Origin of the sequence: Amycolatopsis circi (assembly GCF_003385235.1) — a bacterium.
GTDB lineage: Bacteria > Actinomycetota > Actinomycetes > Mycobacteriales > Pseudonocardiaceae > Amycolatopsis > Amycolatopsis circi.
In genome coordinates, this window is the sequence record NZ_PQIA01000015.1 from 61,355 (window position 1) to 81,544 (window position 20,190).

The 20,190-nt window shown below is 69.1% G+C and carries 15 protein-coding genes and 1 pseudogene; 9 read left to right on the forward strand and 7 right to left on the reverse strand.

What is annotated here, in order from left to right; all coding sequences use genetic code 11:
* Positions 1 to 30 precede the first annotated feature (30 nt).
* The gene (locus D0D37_RS08530) at positions 31 to 1,056 is read right to left on the reverse strand and encodes a LacI family DNA-binding transcriptional regulator (RefSeq protein WP_116199994.1); all 1,026 of its coding nucleotides are present in this window, start codon (positions 1,054 to 1,056) and stop codon (positions 31 to 33) included.
* Between the two features lie 137 nt (positions 1,057 to 1,193).
* On the opposite strand from D0D37_RS08530, the gene D0D37_RS08535 reads away from it, so the two are divergent.
* Genes D0D37_RS08535 through D0D37_RS08545 form a run of 3 tightly spaced genes read left to right on the forward strand, consistent with a single transcriptional unit; the run spans position 1,194 to position 6,192 of the window.
* Positions 1,194 to 2,528 (forward strand): MFS transporter, encoded by a 1,335-nt coding sequence (locus tag D0D37_RS08535; protein ID WP_208719861.1) that lies wholly within the window; start codon positions 1,194 to 1,196, stop codon positions 2,526 to 2,528.
* Positions 2,529 to 2,554: 26 nt separating this feature from the next.
* Positions 2,555 to 4,612, forward strand: a complete 2,058-nt coding sequence (locus D0D37_RS08540; protein ID WP_116199996.1) for a hydantoinase/oxoprolinase family protein — start codon at positions 2,555 to 2,557, stop codon at positions 4,610 to 4,612.
* Positions 4,609 to 6,192, forward strand: coding sequence for a hydantoinase B/oxoprolinase family protein (locus tag D0D37_RS08545; protein WP_116199997.1), 1,584 nt, complete (start codon positions 4,609 to 4,611; stop codon positions 6,190 to 6,192). Before D0D37_RS08540 ends, D0D37_RS08545 begins: the two co-directional genes overlap by 4 nt.
* Before the next feature lie 27 nt (positions 6,193 to 6,219).
* Here the strand turns inward: D0D37_RS08545 and D0D37_RS08550 are convergent, their stop codons facing one another.
* Positions 6,220 to 6,630 carry an NUDIX hydrolase gene (locus tag D0D37_RS08550; RefSeq protein WP_116199998.1) on the reverse strand — a complete coding sequence of 137 codons (411 nt, stop codon included), beginning with the start codon at positions 6,628 to 6,630 and terminating at the stop codon, positions 6,220 to 6,222.
* A 418-nt stretch (positions 6,631 to 7,048) separates the two neighbouring features.
* Here D0D37_RS08550 and D0D37_RS08555 point away from each other — a divergent pair.
* Positions 7,049 to 7,453: pseudogene (locus D0D37_RS08555) on the forward strand (hypothetical protein); the annotation flags it as partial.
* Here the strand turns inward: D0D37_RS08555 and D0D37_RS08560 are convergent.
* On the reverse strand, positions 7,445 to 7,810 hold the full coding sequence (locus D0D37_RS08560) for an ArsR/SmtB family transcription factor (RefSeq protein ID WP_116200000.1): 366 nt from the start codon (positions 7,808 to 7,810) through the stop codon (positions 7,445 to 7,447). The pseudogene D0D37_RS08555 and the gene D0D37_RS08560 overlap by 9 nt on opposite strands.
* 125 nt (positions 7,811 to 7,935) lie before the next feature.
* On the opposite strand from D0D37_RS08560, the gene D0D37_RS08565 reads away from it, so the two are divergent.
* The 4 genes from D0D37_RS08565 (at position 7,936) to D0D37_RS08580 (ending at position 15,338) form a co-directional block, all read left to right on the forward strand.
* A complete protein-coding gene (locus D0D37_RS08565) occupies positions 7,936 to 9,171 on the forward strand; it encodes an FAD-dependent monooxygenase (RefSeq protein ID WP_244223439.1) in 1,236 nt (411 codons plus the stop codon).
* Between the two features lie 51 nt (positions 9,172 to 9,222).
* Entirely contained in the window at positions 9,223 to 10,032 is an 810-nt protein-coding gene (locus D0D37_RS08570; protein WP_116200001.1) for a BPL-N domain-containing protein, read from the forward strand.
* 186 nt (positions 10,033 to 10,218) lie between these two features.
* The gene (locus tag D0D37_RS08575) at positions 10,219 to 14,748 is read left to right on the forward strand and encodes a DUF11 domain-containing protein (RefSeq protein WP_244223440.1); all 4,530 of its coding nucleotides are present in this window, start codon (positions 10,219 to 10,221) and stop codon (positions 14,746 to 14,748) included.
* Positions 14,749 to 14,792: 44 nt separating this feature from the next.
* The gene (locus tag D0D37_RS08580; RefSeq protein ID WP_208719862.1) at positions 14,793 to 15,338 is read left to right on the forward strand and encodes an AAA family ATPase; all 546 of its coding nucleotides are present in this window, start codon (positions 14,793 to 14,795) and stop codon (positions 15,336 to 15,338) included.
* 6 nt (positions 15,339 to 15,344) lie between these two features.
* Here the strand turns inward: D0D37_RS08580 and D0D37_RS08585 are convergent, their stop codons facing one another.
* The 4 genes from D0D37_RS08585 to D0D37_RS08600 all read right to left on the reverse strand — a co-directional run bounded on the left by D0D37_RS08585 (position 15,345) and on the right by D0D37_RS08600 (position 19,184).
* The gene (locus D0D37_RS08585; protein ID WP_208719863.1) at positions 15,345 to 15,965 is read right to left on the reverse strand and encodes a hypothetical protein; all 621 of its coding nucleotides are present in this window, start codon (positions 15,963 to 15,965) and stop codon (positions 15,345 to 15,347) included.
* A gap of 94 nt (positions 15,966 to 16,059) precedes the next feature.
* A complete protein-coding gene (locus D0D37_RS08590; protein WP_116200003.1) occupies positions 16,060 to 17,220 on the reverse strand; it encodes a sulfotransferase family protein in 1,161 nt (386 codons plus the stop codon).
* A 10-nt stretch (positions 17,221 to 17,230) separates the two neighbouring features.
* On the reverse strand, positions 17,231 to 18,010 hold the full coding sequence (locus tag D0D37_RS08595; protein WP_116200004.1) for an SDR family oxidoreductase: 780 nt from the start codon (positions 18,008 to 18,010) through the stop codon (positions 17,231 to 17,233).
* Between the two features lie 4 nt (positions 18,011 to 18,014).
* Positions 18,015 to 19,184 carry a DUF1214 domain-containing protein gene (locus D0D37_RS08600; protein ID WP_116200005.1) on the reverse strand — a complete coding sequence of 390 codons (1,170 nt, stop codon included), beginning with the start codon at positions 19,182 to 19,184 and terminating at the stop codon, positions 18,015 to 18,017.
* A gap of 87 nt (positions 19,185 to 19,271) precedes the next feature.
* Here D0D37_RS08600 and D0D37_RS08605 point away from each other — a divergent pair, with 87 nt between their 5' ends.
* Complete coding sequence (locus D0D37_RS08605) at positions 19,272 to 20,159, forward strand: helix-turn-helix domain-containing protein (protein WP_116200006.1); 888 nt, start codon at positions 19,272 to 19,274, stop codon at positions 20,157 to 20,159.
* The last annotated feature ends 31 nt before the right edge of the window (positions 20,160 to 20,190 follow it).

Here is a 20,190-nt window from a genome sequence, read left to right on the forward strand (position 1 = left end):
GAGTCCGGAGCGGGCTCAGTTCAGCGGAGGTCATCCTCGCCGCTGAGTCGACTCCCGCAGCCGCAGTTCCGGGGTCAAAAACACCGGCCCCGCAGGCGTCTCAGCCCCGGACAGCCGGGACAGCATCAACTCGACCGCACGCTCGGCCAGCGCTTCGTGAGTCAGGTCCATCGCGGTGATCGGCGGTGTGCTCGTGCGGGCGTGTTCGCTATCGGTCAGCGCGGCAAGCAGCAAATCTTCCGGTATACGCAGGCCCTGCGCGGCAGCCGCGTCGGCGATGAGCGGGGCGAAATCGCTTGTGGCGACTACGATCGCGTCCGGCCGGTCCGGGCCGGACAGCAAGGGCTGCACCAGTTCGGGCACGTCTCCTGGGGTGAGGCCCTCGCTGAGCAAGGCAGTCCGCGGCGACAACCCGCGCCGCTTGCACCACGCCAGATAGGTTTCGCGCGGACGCCGGTTCCAGGCGTTGTCCTCGGTGCCGGACAGCAGCAGCACGTCGCGCGCGCCCTGGTCGCAGAGGTGGTCCAGCAGCGCCTCGACCACCGGCGGGTAGTCCAGCCGCACGGCCCACGGCAGGTCCGGCTGCTCCGGGTCCTCCTCGACGGTCACCACGGGCAAGCCCCGGCCGAGCAGTTCCGCCAGCGCGGTGTCGCCGCCGTAGGGGTGGGCCACGATGCAGCCGTCCATCGGCACGCTCGCCACCGCGGGGTCGTGCAGATCGGGAACGTGGATCAGCCCGGTCTTGTGCCGCAGCATCTCCGTCGCGATCGACCCGACGAGCCGGTTGAACGTCTCGGCTCGATCGGGCGTGCCGGCCACCGCGTAGCGCGGGCGCAGGATGAGGCCGACCAGTCCGGAGCGGCCGGTGCGCAGCGAGCGCGCGTTCGGGTTCGGGTCGTAGCCCAGCTCCGCGGCGGCCTCGCGCACCCGTGCCTTGGTCGCCGCCGAAATGGGCCTGCGTCCGGAAAGCGCGTGCGAGACCGTGCTGATCGAGACCCCGGCGCGCTCGGCGACCTCCCGGATCGTCACCGGCCGCTTGCCGCCCTCGGTGTCCACCGTCGTTCCCCTTCGCCTGCCTCCGGACGGCCCAGTATCGCCCACCGGCCGGCGGAAGAGGTCTTGACACCGCACCGGCGCGCGGGTTTGATGCCGCGAAAGCTCATCAAAACGTTTTGATGATGATAGGAGGCGCCATGGCCGCCCCGCACGAGCCCGCCCCGCCCGCCACCGCCGCGCCGACCGTCGGCGACGTCTGCACCGGCATGCGGCTGACCCGACGGCATTGGCTGGCCGGTTCGGTGCTGTTCTTCGCGTTCGTCGTCGAGGCCTGGGAACAGGTCGGGCTGGTCTACGTCTCGAACGGGATCGCCGGCGGGTTCGGGGTGGACAACACGAAACTGGGCTGGGCGCTGTCCGCGGTCGCGTTCGGCATGGTGCCCGGCGCGCTGCTGTGGGGCGGGCTGATCGACCGGCTCGGCCGCCGCCGCGTGACGGTCGCGAGCCTCCTGATCTACGCGGTGCTCGCGCTGGCCGCGGGGCTGTCACCGGCGTTCTGGCCGTTCGTCGTGCTGCGGTTCTTGTCCGGTGTCGCGTTCGGCGGCGTTTACGCGGTCACGTTCCCGTATTTTCTCGAATTGCTGCCGACGGCCCGTCGCGGCCAAGGCGCTGTCGCGCTCAGCATCGGCTTTCCCATCGGCACGCTGCTGTGCATCGGCGTGAGCCAGTCGCTCGGCGTGATCAGCTGGCGTGCCGTCGCCGTGGTCGCCGCGTTGGCCGGGCTGTGGGCGTTCGCTGTGCTGCGCTGGGTGCCCGAATCGCCGTACTGGCTCGCCCGGCGCGGCCGGCACGCGGAAGCCGCCGCCGTGCTGCGCGGCCTCGGCGCGGAAATTCCGGCCAGCACAACGTTTTCCGTCGAGGACGCCGATCGCAAAGCGGGCGCGATCCGCAACCTGTTCCGGTCGCCGGTGCGGCGGCGGTTCCTGCCGATGCTGCTCACGTCGTTCACTTTCAGCTGGGGCTATTGGGGTTTGCAGACGTGGCTGCCGGTCCTGCTGCAGAATCGCGGGCTGAGCGTGTCCGGCGCGCTGTGGTTCGTCGCGGTGACCCAGGTCGTGTCCGTCCCCGGCTACCTGCTCGCCGCGTGGCTGACCCGTCGCCACGGACGCAAGCGGATCTTCCTGCTGTTCGCGCTGGCCTCGGCGATCGGCGGCGTGCTGTTCGGGCTCGCCACCGGTTCGACGCAGCTGTACGCGGGCAACCTGATCCTCGCGTTCTTCTCGCTTGGTGCCTGGGGCATCTGGAACACGTGGTCGGCCGAAGTATTGCCGACCGGGTTGCGCGGTGTCGGCTACTCCTGGTCCACCTCGGCGATCCTGCTGGCCAACACCGTTTCGGTGCCGGTGATCGGCGCGATGATGGACCACGGCGTGGCGTCCTCGCTGACCGTCGCGTCGATTGTCGCCTTCCTCGTCGTCGCGCTGCTCGCCGTCCTTCCGCTGCCCGAGACCGAGGGTCGCGCGCTCACCTGATTTCCCTTATCTGACAAGGAGTTCCCATGACCTACCGGGTCGCCATGGACATCGGCGGCACCTTCACCGACGTGGTCGTCCACGACGGCGCGACGCAGCGGCTGCGCGCGGGCAAGGTGCTCACCACCCCCGACGACCTCGCGCGCGGTGTTTTCGGCGCGCTCGAAGGATTCGACCTGCCGTTCGCCGAGATCGAGTTCTTCGTGCACGGCACCACGCAAGGCCTGAACGCACTGCTCGAACGGCGCGGCGCGAAGGTGCTGATCCTGACCACGCAGGGGATCGGCGACGTCTACCGGATCGCGCGCGGCAACCGGAACCGGCTGTTCGACCTGCACTACCGCAAGCCCGAGCCGCTCGTCGGGCCGGAAGCGGTCGCGGAGGTCGCCGGACGCCTCGACGCCACCGGTGCCGAACTCGAACCGCTCGACGAGGACGCGGTGCGGCTGGTCGCGAAACGCGTGCGCGAAGAGGGGTTCGAAGCGGTCGCGGTGTGTTTCCTGTTCTCCTACTTGGATTCCGGGCACGAGCGCCGCGCCGGCGAGATCTTGCGGGACGAACTCGGCGACGACACGCTGGTCGTGCTCTCCCACGAGGTCGCGCCCGAATGGCGGGAGTACGAGCGCACGTCGACCGCGGTGCTCGAGGCCTACACCGGCCCGTCGGTGCACCGCTACCTCGACCGCATCGAAGCGCGGTTCACCGAGAAGGGCCTGCACGTTCCGGTGCACGTCATGCAGTCCTCCGGCGGTCTGGTCAACGCCGGGTTCGCGCGGCGGCATCCGTTGCAGACGCTGCTGTCCGGGCCGGTCGGCGGCACGATGGGCGGCGTCGCGGCGGCGAAGCTGCTCGGCCGTCCCGACCTGATCTGCATCGACATGGGCGGGACCTCGTTCGACGTCTCGCTGGTGATGGACTACGCGGCCGACGTTTCCCCGGACGGCGAGGCGGAGGGTTTCCCGCTGCTGATGCCGCTGGTCAACCTGCACACAGTCGGCGCGGGCGGCGGTTCGCTCGCCTACGCCGAGGGAGACGCGCTGCGCGTCGGGCCCGAATCGGCGGGCGCGGTGCCCGGCCCAGCTTGCTACGGCCGAGGCGGCACGCAGGCGACGGTCACCGACGCGAACTGTGTGCTCGGTCGCGTCGATCCCGAGTCGTTCGCGGGCGGGGGCATGCCGCTCGACCTCGATGCCGCGCAGACGGCCGTCTCGACGTTGGCGCAGCGGCTCAACATGGACCCGGTCGAGCTGGCGTCCGGCATCTGCGACGTGGGCAACGCCAAGATGGCGCAGGCGATCCGCACCCTGACGGTCGAGCACGGCCGCGAGCCGGGCCAATTCGCGCTGCTCGCGTTCGGCGGTGCGGGACCGATGCACGCGGCGTTCATCGCGCGGGAAATCGGCATCACCGAGGTGATCGTGCCGCGGTTCCCGGGCGCGTTCTCGGCGTGGGGCATGCTCGAAGCCGACGTCCGGCGGGACTTCACCATGCAGTTCTTCGCGAACGGAGCCGAACTTGACACCCGCGCCCTGCGCACGGCCCTCGACGCGCTGCGCGATCAGGCACTGGAAGCGTTGCGGGAACAGGGAATTCCCGAAGACCGGCAGTCGGTGACGCACGGCGTCGACATGCGGTACGAAAGCCAGGACTACACCCTGACCGCGCCGATCCTGGACTCCGATCCCGTCGACAGCCCCGATTTTCTGCCCGCTGTCGAGGCGCGTTTTGCCGAGATCCACCACCAGCGCTACGGCCATGCCACTCCCGGCGCGCCGGTGCAGTTTGTCGCGCTCCGCACCACGGGCCACGGCGTCGTCGACCGCTCCTCTGCGTCCGCCGAAGCGATCGTCGAGCGACCCGAGCCTGTTGTCCGCGACGTCGTTTTCGCCGGGCAGCCCGTGCCCACCACGATCGTGGCGCGCGCCTCGCTCGCCCCTGGCAGCCGGTTGTCCGGACCGGCGATCGTGCACGAGGAAACCGCCACCACGGTCGTCCCGCCGGACGCCGAACTCGCCGTCGACGACCACGGCTTCCTGGTCGTCACCCTCGCGGCCGCCGACCACCTGCAGGAGGAGCACGCGTGAGCATCAGCCCCGTCACCACCGAAATCATCCGCTCGGCGCTGATCCAGGCGGCCGAGGACATGAACATGACCCTGATCCGGTCGTCCTACACGCCGACGATCTACGAGGGCAAAGACTGCGCCGTCGCGTTGCTGGACCGGCACCACCGCGTCCTCGGCCAGTCGTCCGGGCTGCCGATTTTCCTGGGGAACCTGGAGATCTGCACGAGCCACACCGAGGACCTGTTCGGCGCGGACGTCTGGCAGCCCGGCGACGTCTGGGTGCTCAACGATTCCTACATCGGCGGCACGCATCTCAACGACTGCACGGTGTACGCGCCGATTTTCGTCGGTGACGACCTGGTCGGTTTCGCGGCTTCGCGCGCGCATTGGATCGACATGGGGTCCAAGGATCCCGGCGGTTCGATGGATTCCACGAACATCTACCAAGAAGGCCTCCGGATGGGGCCGACGCGGATCGTCGCCGGTGGCGTCGAATGCGCCGATATCCTGCGGCTGATCGAGACGAACGTGCGATTCCCGTACGTGACCCTCGGCGACATGCGCGCGCAGATCGCCTGTGCCCGGATGGGTGTGCGACGGCTCGGCGAGCTTTTTGCCCGCTATGGCGCGGAAACCGTCGACGCTGCCCGCGAGCAGATCTTCGCCCAGACCGAACGGCTCGAACGCGAACGGATCGCGGCGATCCCGGACGGCGAGTACGAGGCGACCGGATACCTGGACAACGACGCGATCGACCCGGACACGCCGCTGAAGGTGCGCGTGCGAGTGGTCGTCGACGGCGAATCGATGACGATCGACCTCACCGACTGTGCCGACCAGGCCACCGGTCCGGTCAATTGCGGCCGCTCCCAAGCGGTTTCGGCGGCGCGGGTCGGCTACAAGCTGCTGATCTCGCCGCAGGTGAGCCTCAACGGCGGTTCGTTCGCGCCGCTGGACGTGCAGGTCCGCGACGGCTCGATGCTCGGCGCACGGGAGCCCGCCGCGTGCCAGTACTACTACTCCAGTCTCGGCATGCTCATCGATCTCGTCGTAGCCGCGCTCGCGCCCGCGATGCCGGACCGAGTCGCCGCGGCCAGTTACGGCGATTCGATGATCGTGCAGTTCGCCGGTGACCATCCGCGGACGGGGGAGCCGTTCGTGACGCTGGAGGCGACCGTCGGCGGCTGGGGAGCTTGGGACGGCGGTGACGGGGAGACGGCGCTGATCAACAACGTCAACGGCTCGCTGCGGGACCTGCCGGTGGAGGTCGTCGAGACGCTGTATCCGGTGCGGGTGAACGAATATCGCATCCGCACGGGCTCGGGCGGCGCGGGTCGGTGGCGCGGGGGTGACGGCGTGGTCCGGGAGTATGTGATGGAGGCGGACCAGGATCTGTCGCTGTGGTGGGAGCGGTCGGTGACGCCCGCTTGGGGTCTGTTCGGCGGGTCGTCGGGGGCGCCGCCGCGGGTGGTCTTGAACCCGGGTACGGCGGAGGCGCGGGAGATGTTGAAGGTGAACAGCCTGCGGGTGCGCCGGGGAGACGTGCTGCGGTGCGAGTCTGGCGGGGGAGGGGGATACGGGACGCCGGATCGCACCTGAGCCGAGAGGGTCTGGCCGGGTTACTGTCTACTGTGGAGTATCGGCTAGCAGGCCGGTCTCGTGCAGGTGATCGAAGATGACCTGGTCGACCGGGGACACCCGGCTCCGGTCGGCGTAGGTCAGCCAGACGATTTCCTCGATCTCGCTGCTGGGAGTCAAGGCGCCGCGGTAGTCGGCGGTGTAGCAGGTCATCCGGACGGCGATGCCGGTGGCGTGCCCGTGGGCTTGGGCCTTGAAGGTGCCGAAATGTCGCGCGCTCTCGGGCGTGATGGCTACGGCCAGTTCCTCGTCGATCTCGCGGACGAGGGTCTGCAGATCGGTCTCGCCGGGTTCGCGTTTGCCGCCGGGGAGGTAGTAGACGTCCTTGCCTCGGGATCGCGTGCTGAGAACCCGGCCCGCGTCGAACCGGAGCCAGGCGATCTTGTCGATGACGGTCACGGGCTTCCTTCCGGGCAGGACGTTCGTCACCGACGGTAGCGGCCGGGGCGCTGGCGGCTCAACTGGATAGGCTGGCAGCACAATGGAATCCTCGCTCGGCCGTCGCTCGGTGCTTTTCCTTGACGTGGACGGAACGCTGCTGCCGTTCGGGCCGGGCTGCGAACTGCGCGAGCCGGGTTCTCCGCTGGAGCGGCTCGATCCGCGGTGGGGGGCAATGCCAGGGACTTAAGCGGCGTGGCCTCAGCCTACCGACCGTCCACAAAGGACGCCCCTCCCGCCGAAATGCCCGACCTATGCCCACTTAGCCCCTTCTGCCTGTCCGTGAGGGGAACCCTGAGGGACTCAGAGTCCCTCAGGGTTCCCCTCACGGACAGCAAACCCCGCGCCGGGTTCGCCCACCCCACGACCAGGACAGGCACGCTTCGAACCGCACCCACAGCGCCGCCTTAAGTCCCTGGCATGGGGGCGGCTCGCCTCGCTGCCTGTCGAGCTGGTGTGGGCCACGACGTGGGAGGACGAAGCCAACTCCGAAATCGCGTCGCGGCTTGGCCTGCCGCAGTTGCCCGTCGTGCGCTGGCCGGAGCCGTCGTCCGCGCAGGAGCGCGGAAATCAGTGGTTCGGTCTGCATTGGAAGACGCGAACACTCGTCGAATGGGCGGACAGGCGCCCTTTCGTTTGGGTGGACGACGAGATCACCGACGGCGACCGGGAGTGGGTGCGGTCTCGGCATCCCGGTCGGGCGCTGCTGCACCGCGTCGAGGCGAATCGCGGTCTCGCGGAGGAGGACTTCGCGGTCATCGGCGAGTGGCTGCGGTCATTCTGAAAGCTTCTGCTCCGCGAGGATCTCACCGGGTTGGGACAGGTCCCGGCGCTCCGCGGTCAGCAGGTCGAGCAGACCGGGAAGGCGGCGGTTGATTTCCGCCCGGCGCAACCGGATTCCCTTGCGGTTCCCGTAGTTGATCTCGTGGATGAGCCCGGCCTCGCGCAGCACCCGGAAGTGGTGCGTCTGCGTCTGCTTGGACACCGGGAGATCGAACGAGTTGCAGGTGCGCTCGCCGTCGCTCCCGTCCGCCGCCAGTTCGGCGATCACGGTGCGGCGATGCTCGTCGGCTAGCGCGCGGAACACCGTGCCCAGATCGGCGTTCCCGGCCTCGTCTTCGGCCGGACCGGACGCGGTCATCGCCTCACCTCTTTCAGGTACGTCTTGCATCGTACCTTACGGCCGTGCTTGACTGAAGGTACGACGAGTGACGTACCTGAGGGTGCATGGTGCTCGTCGCTTCCCTCCACGGAAAGGTTGCGGCCATGACGCCTTCGCGCGTCCTGATTCACGGTGCCGGTATCGCCGGCCCCGCTCTCGCCTATTGGCTGGCCCGGCACGGGTATCGGCCGACGGTCGTCGAGCAGGCCAAAGAGCTGAGATCCGGCGGCAGCGCCGTCGTGGTCAAGGAACCGGCGCTGACGGTCGCCAAGAGCATGGGCATCCTCGCGCAGTTGCGCGAGGTCGCCACCAGTTCGAGCGCCCTTTCGCTGCTCGATCCGGCCGGGCGGCAGCTCCTCCGGGTCCCGACGGCTTCCCCGCAGTCGGTCGAGGTGACCCGGTCCGACTTGTCCGCGGTGCTCCACCGGGCAGCGCGCGACGACGCGGAGTTCCTCTTCGACGACACGATCACCAGTCTTCGGCAGGACCCGTCGGGGGTCGACGTCACCTTTCGTCGCTCGCCGCCGCGCCGTTTCGACCTGCTCATCGGGGCGGACGGCATCCATTCCCCGGTGCGCCGCCTGGTTTTCGGGCCGGCGGAGCAGTTCACGACCGGCCTGGGCATGTACAGCGCGACGGTGCCGTTGGAGCCCGGCGCGCTCGGCGACCCGGAGGTGGCGGTGATGCTGACCGCGCCCGGCCGGATGCTCACCCTCCACCCGTCCCGGGGGAAGCCGCTCGCGATGTTCACCTTCCGCGGCGGGCGGGTGCCCGGCTACGACCGCCACGACACCGCGCTCCACAAGCGCATGGTGGCCGCGGCGTACGCGGGTATCGGCTGGCGTGGCCCCGAACTGGTCGAGGCGTACCAGAACCACCCTGCGCCCTTTTTCGATCCGCTCGCCAATGTGCGGATGGAGAAGTGGTCGCACGGCCGCGTGGCATTGCTCGGCGACGCGGCATCGGCAGTGGCCCTGCTCGGTGACGGGTCGAGCATGGCGATGGCTGGCGCGCACACGCTGGCCGAAGCGCTCGCGGCGCATCCCGGTGACCATGTGCGGGCTTTTCAGGCCTACGAGGCGAAGCACCGGCGGCAGGTGGACCCGAAGCACCGGCGCGTCGGCCTCGTCGCCACGCTGCTCGTTCCGCGAACTCGGCACGGGCTGGCGCTGCGCAATACTGTCGGCCGAGCTGTCGGTCTCGCTACTCGCACCCGAAACACCGTCCCGCCAAGCAGAACAGCCGGGTCTGAGCGGCTGGTGCGGGAATCGGGTGGTTCATTGAGTGCAGAATCCCCGTCAGGCGCAAAAGTGGGACTGTTACGAAAAGCTAATGGTTAGTGCTATCGTCGTCCGGCAGCTGGATCGGCCACCGAAGAGGAGAGAGAACCTATGCCCGGTGCGGACCTGAGTTCCGACCGCCGTCCAGCTCTGAGGCGACGGCGGCTGCTGGGCGGTCTTCTCTCGGCCGCGGCGTTGCTGGCCGCGGGCTGCGGTCAGCCGGAAGTCGTGGTGAAACCGCCGGCGCGGAGTTCCGAAGCGCCGCTCGCGCTGGTTTACAACGGGCCGCAGGGATGCGCGGATTGCGGTCCCGCGGTGGCTGATCTGCTGCGCCGGGCACCGCAGCATTACCGGGTCGAGTATGTCGGGCCGGGCACCGGGAAGCCGATCACCGCGGCCGTGCTGGCGGGGGCGCAGTTGTACGTCCAGCCGGGCGGCGGTCAGGATCTCGACCGGACCTGGGGCGACCTGCGGGAGTCCGCGGACGCGGTCCGCGACTGGGTGCGGGGTGGCGGCAGCTACCTCGGGCTGTGCTTCGGCGGTTACCTGGCGGGCCACGATCCGGGGTTCGGCCTGCTGCCCGGCGACACCCACGGTTACGCGGGTTCTCCCGGTTCCACGGTTCCGGACGAGCGAGACACCGTCGTCGAGGTCAGCTGGCGCGGCCGGCAGCGGCACATGTATTTCCAGGACGGGCCCGCTTTCCAGTTGGACGAGGGGTCCGCCGCGACGGTGCTGGCGACCTACCCGAACGGCGCGGCCGCGGTCGTCGTCGCCCCGTACGGCAAGGGGCGGGTCGGGGTCAGCGGGCCGCATCCGGAAGCCGACGGCTCCTGGTACGACGAGAAGGGGCTCGCCAATCCCGACGGCGTCCGGATGGATCTGGCCTACGACCTGATCCAGGCGACCGTCGCGCGATAACGGAAAACGCCGCGAATGTTTTTCGCGGGGTATTTTCTGTGTCGAAGGCGAACTCAAGTGGGTGACTTGTGCGCCCTTCCGCGCGTTCGAGTTGTCGGCGGCGGTCCGCGTTGATTCGATGCGATCATGGTGCGCTGGGCGGGTGGGAGCGGAAAAGCGGTCCGGCGGTTAGCCGTGCAGGTTCTCGTGACCGCGGTCGCCGTGTCGGGCGTGGTCGTAGGCGGTGCGGCTCCCGCGTCGGCGCAGACGTGGCCGGTGGAAGGCGAGCAAAGTCCGTCCGCTTTCGACTGCGACCATCTTTATTACAGCAATTTCCGCTCGGGCATGCAGTTCCGCACCGACGCGGCCGGGGACGCCGAGATCCAGAACACCGTGATCAGCAAACGGGCGGGCAGCGGCCTGCCGGATTACTGGTCGACCGATATGGCGCTCGGCAAGGATCCCGACACCGGCCGTCCCGCGGCGTTCTATTCCAGTTACACGAGCGCGAACCGGAAGCTGTACAAACACGTTTCCGGGACCGACTCGGTCACCGACGAGATCGCGGCCGGCCAGACCCGCGACCTGCCCGCCGGGGTCAACTGGGGCGGGACCGCCGCGGACCCGAACACGGGAATGCTCTTCGGCGCGCAGAACGGCGGCGCGCCGAAGCTGTTCGGGATGAACCTGTCGACCGGCGCGACGACAGTCTGGACCAGGGGTTCGAACCTGACGCCGGTGCCGTCGAACGATCCCGTCTTCCTCGGCGGCTCCCTGGTGCCCGACCTGTTCGTGGACGCCGACGGCGGCGCGTACTACGGCATTTCCTACGGCGGCTCGACCTATGTCTACCGGCTCGACCCGGCGACCGGGACCACGACGCGGGCGGTGCGCGTCGTCGGGCCGGGATCGAACAACGGGTTCAACAACTACGGAATGGCCTACTTCCACGGTTCGATCTACCTGGGCTACTACGGCGGCGCACTGTACAAAGTGGACCCGCGTACCGGCGCGTCGACGCTGGTGCCGGGCGGCAACGCCCAGGACAACCAGGTAGGCCGGATCACGTCCGAATCCGGCGGCTCGTGGCCGATCACCGACCTGGCGAGCTGCTCGATCGCGCCGAACCTGACCTCCCGTCTCGTGGTGCGCAAGACCGCCAGCGAGCAGACCGCGAAGCCGGGGGACACCGTGCGGTACACGGTGACGATCACCAACGAGGGCGACGCTCCCGCCCCGGCCGCCCGGCTCACCGACGATCTGAGCGCGGTCCTCGACGACGCCGCGTACAACAACGACGCGGCCACCACGACCGGCGGCTCGCCGACGCCGACCCAGCCGGGTTACGACGGCCGGAAGCTGACGTGGACGGGCGCGATCGCGCCGGGCGACACCGTCACCATGGCGTACTCGGTGACGGTGGGAAAGCCGCCCGGCGGGGACAAGAAGCTGACGAACGTCGTGACGGTCCCGGAAAGCAACTGCGCTGAGCCGTCGAAAGATCCGGCGTGTTCGACGGTCGTGCCGATCGCCACGCTGAAAATCGCGAAGCATGCCTCGCCCGCCAACCCGAGTCCGGGGAGCGTCGTCTCGTACACGGTCACCGTGACCAACGACGGCAAGGCCGATTGGAACGGGGCACGGGTCACCGACGACCTGACTGACGTCCTCGACGATGCCACGTACAACAACGACGCCCGCGCAACCGGATCCGGCACGGTTGCCTACGACGAACCCGGACGGGCGCTGCGCTGGACCGGTGACGTCGCGGTGGGCGCGACGGTCACCATTACGTACACGGTGACGGTCGGCGATCCGCCGCGCGGAAACCGTCGGCTGGTCAACCGGGTAGTCGGCCCGGACGGCTCGAACTGCGGCCCGGACCCCGCGTGCACCACGGACGAACCGATTTCCGGCTTGGTGATCCGGAAATCGGCCTCGCCCGCCGCCGCGAAACCGGGCGACACCGTCACGTACACGATCACGGCCGAGAACATCGGCGGCGCGACGGCGTCCGCGGTCCACCTGACCGACGACCTCACTGGCGTGGTCGACGACGCTGCCTACAACAACAATGCCGCCGCCACCATCAACGGCACTCTCACGCCGAGTCAGCCGGGATACGACCCGAACACGGCGAAACTGACGTGGACCGGCGACATTCCCGCCTCCCAGACCGTCACGATCCGCTACACGGTCACCGTGTATTCGCCGCCCCGCGGAGACCACAACCTGCGCAACACCGTGACCGGCCCGGAGGGATCGAACTGCGCGCCGGACAGCACGGACTGCGCCACCGAAACCCCGGTCGGCGCACTCGAAATCAAGAAGACCGCGGACAAGACCGACGCGAAACCCGGCGAGCGCGTCAGCTACACCGTGACCGTGCGCAACATCGGCGAGGCCGCCTATCCGGGAGCAACGTTCACCGACGACCTCTCTGGCGTCCTCGACGACGCGACCTGGAACAACGACGCGACAGCCACGTCAGGCACCACGTCCTTCGCCGCCCCGCGATTGCACTGGACGGGCGACGTTCCGGCCGGCGCCACCGTGACCGTGCGCTATTCCGTCACCGTCGGCACCCCGCCCGCTGGCGACAAGCACCTGCGCAACCTTGTCACCGGACCGGACGGTTCGACCTGCCCGCCCGGCAACACCGACCCGGACTGCGGAACGGACACCGGCATCGGCGCTCTCGAATTGTCGAAGACCGCGTCGCCCGCGACCGCGCAGCCCGGCGACAAGGTCACGTACACAGTGACGGCCCGAAACCCGGGCACCGCAACCTATCGAGGCGCGCGGTTCACCGACGACCTGAGCCGCGTCCTGGACGACGCGACCTACAACCACGACGCCGCCGCCACGTCGGGCACGGTCGACTACGCCGAACCCACCCTGACCTGGACCGCCGACCTGCCCGCGGGCGCGACCGCGACGATCACCTACTCGGTCGCCGTCAGCTCCGCGCAGACCGGCGACAGCGAACTCCGCAACGCGATCACCGGCCCGCCCGACTCCAGCTGCCCGCCCGGCAACACCGAGCCGGACTGCAACCCGGTGACCCCAGTCGCCCGCCTGCACCTCAAGAAGACCACGACTCCGTCGGATCCACGGCCCGGCGACACCGTCACCTACACCGTCCTGGTGGCCAATGACGGCAAGGCCGCCTACCACGGCGCGACCTTCACCGACGACCTGACCGGCGTCCTCGACGACGCGACTTACCACAACGACGCGCGCGCGACCAGCGGCACAATCGCTTACACCGCACCGAAACTGACCTGGAATGGCGACGTCGAAGCCGGTACGACTGTGACGGTCACCTACACCGTCACCGTGCACAATCCGCCGAGCGGCGACAGGAAACTCGTCAACGCGGTCACCGGCGACGGCAACTGCCCTCCCGGCGGCCACGATCCGGACTGCGGGACTGTCACCCCGTTGCCAGCTCTGAAGATCACGAAGAGCGCGACGCCGGCGGAGATCAAGACCGGCGACCGGGTCAACTACACGATCACCGTCAAGAACGTCGGTGAGGCGGACTACCGGGAGGCGTCCTTCACCGACAACCTCGCGGGCGTGCTGGACGACGCGACCTACAACGGTGACGCCAAGGCGGACACTGGAACCGTCGCTGTCGCGCCGCCGAATCTGACGTGGACCGGGGACTTGGCCAAGGGGGCGACCGCGACCATCACGTATTCCGTCACCGTCACCAACGCCGGTGACCACCGGCTCGTCAACACCGTCACCGGGAGCGGCTCGAACTGCCCGGAGGGCTCGACAGATCCGGACTGCCGCGTCGTGCTGCCGAAGCCGCACCTGCGGATCGCCAAGACCGCCGACCCGGCGATCGCCAAGCCTGGCGGCAAGGTCAGCTACACGGTGACCGTGCGCAATATCGGCGAAGCACCGCAACCGGATGCGTCTTTCACGGACGATCTGTCCGGAGTCCTGGACGATGCCGCCTACAACGGAGATGCCAAGGCGACCGCCGGAACCGTCCGCTACGACAGCCTGCGTCTGCAGTGGACCGGCCCGGTCGCGGCAGGCGCGGAGGTCACCATCACGTACTCGGTGACCGTCGGGGATCCGCCGCGCGGCGACAAGATCCTGCGCAATGCCGTCACGAGCCCGGACGACACGAACTGCCTGTCGCGAGACCCGGCTTGCGGCACCGAAACCCCGGTGCGCGCCATGACCGTCACCAAACGCGCGGGCGCGGCGACGGCGAAGCCGGGGGAGAAGATCACCTACACCGTCGACCTCGTCAACACCGGCACTGCGGGCTACCCGGACGCGGCGTTCTTCGATGATCTCTCCGACGTTCTGGACGACGCCACCTACAACCAGGACGCCAAAGCCACCAGCGGAACCGTCGAGCAGACCGGCTCGCGGCTGACCTGGCACGGGACGCTGGCGGTCGGCCAGACCGTCACGGTCACGTACTCGATCACCGTCAAACCCGAAGCCACTGCCGGGAGTCACCTGCGCAACGTCGTGGTGTCGCCGAATCCGGGCACCAACTGCGTCACCGGGACCGAACCAGGCTGTTCCACGGACACTCCGGTAACTCCGCCGACCCCGGGGATACCGCCGACTGGTCCGCCGGGCACACCGCCGCTGGCCTCGACCGGCACACCGCTGCTGGACCTCTTGTTCGGCTCGCTGTTCACCTTGCTCAGCGGTTTCGTGTTGCTGGTGGCCGCACGGCGACGCAGGCTGCGACGCTGAAAATCGCTGGCGGACCCGGGCGCGGAGCAGGCAGGGTCCCGGGCGTGACGATCTTCGTGGTGACCGGCATCCAAGCGGCCGGCAAGTCGACGGTGGCGCAGGCGCTCGCCGAGCGGTTGCCGAAATCCGTGCACGTGCGCGGTGACGCGTTCCGGCGGATGGTGGTCAACGGCCGGGTCGAAATGGGTCCGGCCGAGCCGCCCGCCGAGGCGATCCGGCAGCTTCGGCTGCGGTACGCGCTCGCGGCTCAGGTCGCGGACGGATACGCCGACGCCGGATTCACCGTGGTGCTGCAAGACATCGTGCTCGGCGAACACCTGACCGAAATGGTTGAGGCGCTTCGCGCGCGGCCCTGTTGCGTCGTGGTTCTCGCGCCGAGCGCCGAGGTGGTGGCGCAGCGCGACGCGGCTCGGCAGGCGGCGCGGGGGAAGGTCGCGTACCAGCCGGGCGACACCGGCATCGCCGCGCTGGACGCGTACCTCCGCGAAGAGACCTCGCGGATCGGGCTGTGGCTGGACACTTCGGAGCTGACCGTCGAGGAGACAGTCGACGAGATCCTTGCCCGGGCCGAAACCGACGCGGCGGTCTGACCGGCGTCAGTTCGGCGGCTGTTGCGGGCCTTCGCCCGGGTTGGGCTGCGGCGGCTCGGGCTGGGAGTAACCAGGCTGTCCCGGCTGCGGGTAGCCGGGCTGCTGTTGCTGCTGGAAGTAGCCGGACTGCTGGCCGGGCTCCGGCGCGGGGTAACCGGGCTGGGGCTGGCCAGGCTGCGGATAGCCAGGCTGCGCGTAGCCGGTCTGCGGATACCCGGGCTGGCCGTAACCGGCCTGCGGGCCGAACCCCGGCTGCCCGGCCGCGGGGTACCCGCCCGGCGCGAAACCGGGCTGCGGCGGGCGGTTGCCCTTCGCGACCGCGAGCACGACCAGCAGCCACGACAGCGCTTCGAGAACGGTGAGCGTGATGCCCACGGAGGTGAAGATCGTCGACAGCTCGGCGCTGCTCAGGTGATCCGACGCCACCCAGGACGCGACATTCGTCAGGATGAGCTGCCAGGCGAGGCTCAGCGCCGTGGCGACGAGCATGACCGCGAAGGCGGCCACCATCATCCCGGAGCCGCCGCGCGAGCGCCGGTTGATCGAGACGAACAGGCCGAACAGCCCCACGATCAGCAGCAACGCCTGCGGGAGGACTTGGAGGATCGTGCTGGTGAGGGTCGTCATGCCTGCTCTCCGCTCGAGGAACGTCGGGCAGATCCTAGGGGGCGGCCCCCTCCCGCGTGGCCGGTTCGCCGAAGATCCCGGTCTCGAAACGGCTTCAACTTCGGTGCGCGGCACGGTATCCGGCGAACCGCTCGTCGACCTCCTCGGCGGTCAGGCCGAAGTCAGCGAGGTCGTAGCGGTGCTTCGGTTTCGCGTCTCCGGTGCGGCTCCGCTCGTGCAGCGTGGTCATCGCGTCGCGCGCCTGCGGGGAGAGATCAAGATGGAAGTGCTGGTAAACGCCCTCGACGGTGCCGATCGGATCGGCGACGAAGTCCTCGTACCGGACGTCGCAGAACTGCGCCGGATTGTGCCGCTCCCGGGCAGTCGCGAACTGTTCCGCGCCGCGCGCCCACAGATCGAGCTGGCTGCGTCCGACGACCTCGCCGCGGAAGGTGTCCGACCAGCCTTCCGAAGCCTGCTCGGTCAGGCTGCACACCGACGCGATGATGGTGCTGGGCGCGCGGTGGGTCTGCACGACCAGCGCGTCCGGGTAGACCTCCATCAGCGCGTCGAGGGCGAACAGGTGGCTCGGGTTCTTGAGCACCCAGCGGCGGCCGGCGTCGGGGAGGCCGATGAGCTGCAGGTTGCGCCGGTGCCTGCGGTAGGCGTCGGTCCAGTCCTGGCCGTCGAGCCAGCGCGAGTAGCCGGGAACGTGCGCGAGGCATTCGTACGAGACGGATTTCAGCGACTGCCGAAGCAGTTGCCAGCATTCCTCGACCTGGTCCGCCGACATGTGGTGCAGGCCCATGAACTCGGGATGTTCGACGTGGTGCTGTTCGTAGCCTGCCTGGATCGCTTGGAAGACCGGGTTTTCCGCCCAGGTTTCGCGCGGCGGGCGCGGCTGCGGCATTTCGGTCAGCCACACTTCGAGACCTTGGTGGCCCGGGTCTTCGGTGAGCAGCCGGTGCAGCGCGGTGGTCCCCGTGCGGGGGAGGCCGGTGACGAAGATGGGCCGCTCGATGGGGACGTCGGCGTACTGCGGATTCTGTTTCCACGAAGCTTCGCTCAGCAATCGCGCGACCAATGCGCCGCGCAGGAACGCGCGATGGACTTTGTTGCCGTACGGGGTTAAATCGGCTTCGTTGGCGTAGGAATCGAGCAGGACGCGCAGGCCTTCGAGGTGCTCGTCGCCGCCGAAATCGTCGAGGCCGGTGAGTTTCGCGGCGGACGCGTGGAGGTCTTCGACCGTGCCGACGCTGTCTCGTCCTGGATGCATGCTCTTCCCCTCAGTGATGGTATTCGCCGGCGTTCACGTCGAGGCATTGCCCGGTGACGCAGCGGGCGAGCGCGGACGCGAGGAACACGACGGTGTCGGCGATCTCGTCCGGTTCCGGCAGGCGGCGCAGGTCGATCGTCTCCGCCGTTTCCGCGTACACCTGCTCCGCGGGCACGCCGCGTTCCTTGGCCAGGTAAGCGAAATACCACTTGAGCGAGTCGGCCCAGATGTAGCCCGGGGCCACGGAATTGACCCGGATTCCGCGCGGGCCGAGTTCCGACGCGAGGCTTTGCGCGAGCGCGAGCAGGCTCGCCTTGGCCATTTTGTACGCGCCGAAAGTGCGCCGGGAATGCCGCAGCACGGCCGAGTTGATCATCACGACCGAACCGGCGCTCTCGGCGAGCGCGGAGGTGCAGAGCCGGGTCAGCCGGAGCGCGGCGAGCACGTTGGTTTCGAATCCGGCGCGCACGGCATCGAGTTCGACTTCGGCGAGGTCAGTGATCGGCGGGATGGCGAAAGCGTTGTTCACCAAGGTGTCCAGCCGCCCGAACTCGCTCAGCGCGGTCTCGACGAGCTTGGTCGCCGAGGCGTCGTCGGTGATGTCGGTGGGCACCGAGACGGCGCGACGGCCGAGCGCTTCGACCTCGGTTTTGACTTCGGCGAGCCGGGATTCGGTGCGGGCCGCGAGGACCACGTCGGCCCCGGCCGCGGCGGAGCGCAGCGCGATGGAGCGGCCCAGTCCCGGGCCGATTCCGGAGACGAGAACGACTTTGCCGGTGAGGAGGTCCATGAAGTCAGCCCAGCATCCTGGCCGCGACCGCGGCCTGTCGCGCGGCGATCCGCTCTGCCCATTCCTCGGGCGTCACACGGGCCTCCTTGCGGAACGGCAGCCGGTCGGCGAGTTCGCCGAACTTCACGACCTCGACCTCCGGACCGTCCTTTACGGTCAGTTCCCGGGCCAGCCGCTGCCAGCGGATCTGGACGTAGCCGCGGTCGTGCCCGGTGCGTTCGAGCCAGTTCGCGACGCCGGGGTCGCGTTCGCTGACCACGAACCGCATCTTGCCGTCCGGGTCGACCCGGGCCTGGTCGGCGGTGAGGCTGGTCTGGTGGTTCAGGTAGTCCAGCGAGACGTACCACGGGCTGCCGAGCTGGATGCCCTGGTACGGCGCGTCCGAACGGGGCACGGTGACGATCATGACCTCGTCGTCGGCGAGTTCGTAATGCCCGGCCGAGGAGTACTGCGTGGGCAGGCCGCCGGGCGTGCTGCGCGGTTCGGTCATCGTGTTCACCGGCAGGTTCAAGTAGAACCACTTGGGGAAGGCGAGGAACGTCCGGATCCGGCTGAGCAGGATCTTCCCGGTGACGCCGTAGCGTTTCTCCATCGCGGTCCGCGACAGCGCGGGCGGCGCCTGGCCGGTGGTGTCGGCGCAGCGGAGCTGGATCGTGCCGCGCTGTTCGGTCGCCCAGTCGCTGTAGACCTCGCGCACGACGAGCATCGACGAACCCGGGCCGAGGACGAAATAACCGGGCTCGGGGTCGGGTTTCGCCGGGCCGAAGCGGATCTCGAAGGAACCGTCAGCGGCGATGGGGATGTCGCGGTCGTCGAACGCCGTCATGCTGTCGGGCACCTCGACCGGCGTGTAGTCGCCGTTGAGGATCTGGAAGCTGAGGTCGGCGGTGGTGCCGCGGGTTCCGGTGACGACGTACTCGCGGTCCTCGCGGATGTTCGCGTTGAAATACAGGGTGTCCGGGTTGTCCAGGCCCATCTTCGTGTACGGGCCGGTGGACAGGGTGAAGTACGGGAAGTCGCGGTCGTAGGCCCACGCCGTCTGGACCGAGGCCCGGATGCTGCCCGCGAGGTAGTCGTAGCCCTCGACCAGGTCCTGTTCGGTCCGGACGTGCGGCGCCTCGGCGATGATCTTTTCGGCTTCGGCGATCGCGCCGGCGAGCGGTTCGGTCAGCACCGGAGACTCCTCACACTGGTCCAACTCTGTACCGGGGTGGTACGTTCGGTGTCGGTTGAGACTAGAACGCGTTCTAAGGACGGGTCAATGGCGGTTGCCCGGCGCTCGCCGCCGACGCAGCGGGTCGTGCGGCTGCTGGACTATTTCGCGGCCCGGCCGGGCCAGCGGTTCGGGCTTTCCGCGCTGGCCCGCGAACTGGACCTGAGCAAGCCGACCTGCCTCGGCATCCTGACCGAGCTGACCGCGAGCGGGTACGTGGTCCGCGATCCCCGCTCGACGACCTATCGCCTGGGGCCGGCGATGATCGCGGCCGGGCGCGCGGCCTCCGAGGGTTTCGGCGCCAGCGAAATCGCCCGTACGCACCTGGAAGAACTCAGCGCCCGCTATCAGGCGACGTGCACCGCGTCGGCCGTGGTCGACGGGCGGATCCTGATGCTGCAGAGCGCCGGTCCGGGCAAGGTGCGGCTCGGCGAGACGTATCCGTTCGCACCGCCCGTCGGGCTGATGTACGTGCTGTGGGACGCGGAGTCCGCCTTCGACGACTGGCTGGCCACGCCGCCCGCGGTGCCGGTGCGGCTGGACGAGGCGTACCTGCGACGCGTGGTCGCCGAGTGCCGGGAGCACGGATATCTGGTGGAAAGCCTGACGTCAGCGGGCCGTCGGCTGTACACGCTGATGGCGGGCGTGGCGGCTGGCGACCTGCCGCCGGAAGTGCGCGGGCTGGTCGGCGAGCTGGTGTCGAGCCTGGGGGAGCGGGTGTATCTCGGCGCTGACCTCGAACCGCGGAAGAAGCACGCGGTGAGCCTGCTGGCCGCGCCGACCTTCGACGCGTCGGGGCGGCAGGAACTGGTGCTGACACTCTCAGTGGGCGAACCGATCACCGGCGCGGAAATCGCTCGCCGGGGCGCGGCGTTGGCCGCGGTCGCGGATGCGGTGACGGCGGAGACGGGCGGGGTTCGTCCTGGCCAGGCTTGACGTCCGTGAGGGGAACCCTGAGGGACTCTGA

What these genes read in the sequence shown, in the direction of transcription:
- D0D37_RS08535 (WP_208719861.1), top strand. Translation starts at nt 1,194, where the DNA reads ATGGCCGCCCCGCACGAGCCCGCCCCGCCCGCCACCGCCGCGCCGACC.
- D0D37_RS08540 (WP_116199996.1), top strand. Translation starts at nt 2,555, where the DNA reads ATGACCTACCGGGTCGCCATGGACATCGGCGGCACCTTCACCGACGTG.
- D0D37_RS08560 (WP_116200000.1), bottom strand. Translation starts at nt 7,810, where the DNA reads ATGACCGCGTCCGGTCCGGCCGAAGACGAGGCCGGGAACGCCGATCTG.
- D0D37_RS08565 (WP_244223439.1), top strand. Translation starts at nt 7,936, where the DNA reads ATGACGCCTTCGCGCGTCCTGATTCACGGTGCCGGTATCGCCGGCCCC.
- D0D37_RS08570 (WP_116200001.1), top strand. Translation starts at nt 9,223, where the DNA reads ATGCCCGGTGCGGACCTGAGTTCCGACCGCCGTCCAGCTCTGAGGCGA.
- D0D37_RS08585 (WP_208719863.1), bottom strand. Translation starts at nt 15,965, where the DNA reads ATGACGACCCTCACCAGCACGATCCTCCAAGTCCTCCCGCAGGCGTTG.
- D0D37_RS08590 (WP_116200003.1), bottom strand. Translation starts at nt 17,220, where the DNA reads ATGCATCCAGGACGAGACAGCGTCGGCACGGTCGAAGACCTCCACGCG.
- D0D37_RS08595 (WP_116200004.1), bottom strand. Translation starts at nt 18,010, where the DNA reads ATGGACCTCCTCACCGGCAAAGTCGTTCTCGTCTCCGGAATCGGCCCG.
- D0D37_RS08605 (WP_116200006.1), top strand. Translation starts at nt 19,272, where the DNA reads ATGGCGGTTGCCCGGCGCTCGCCGCCGACGCAGCGGGTCGTGCGGCTG.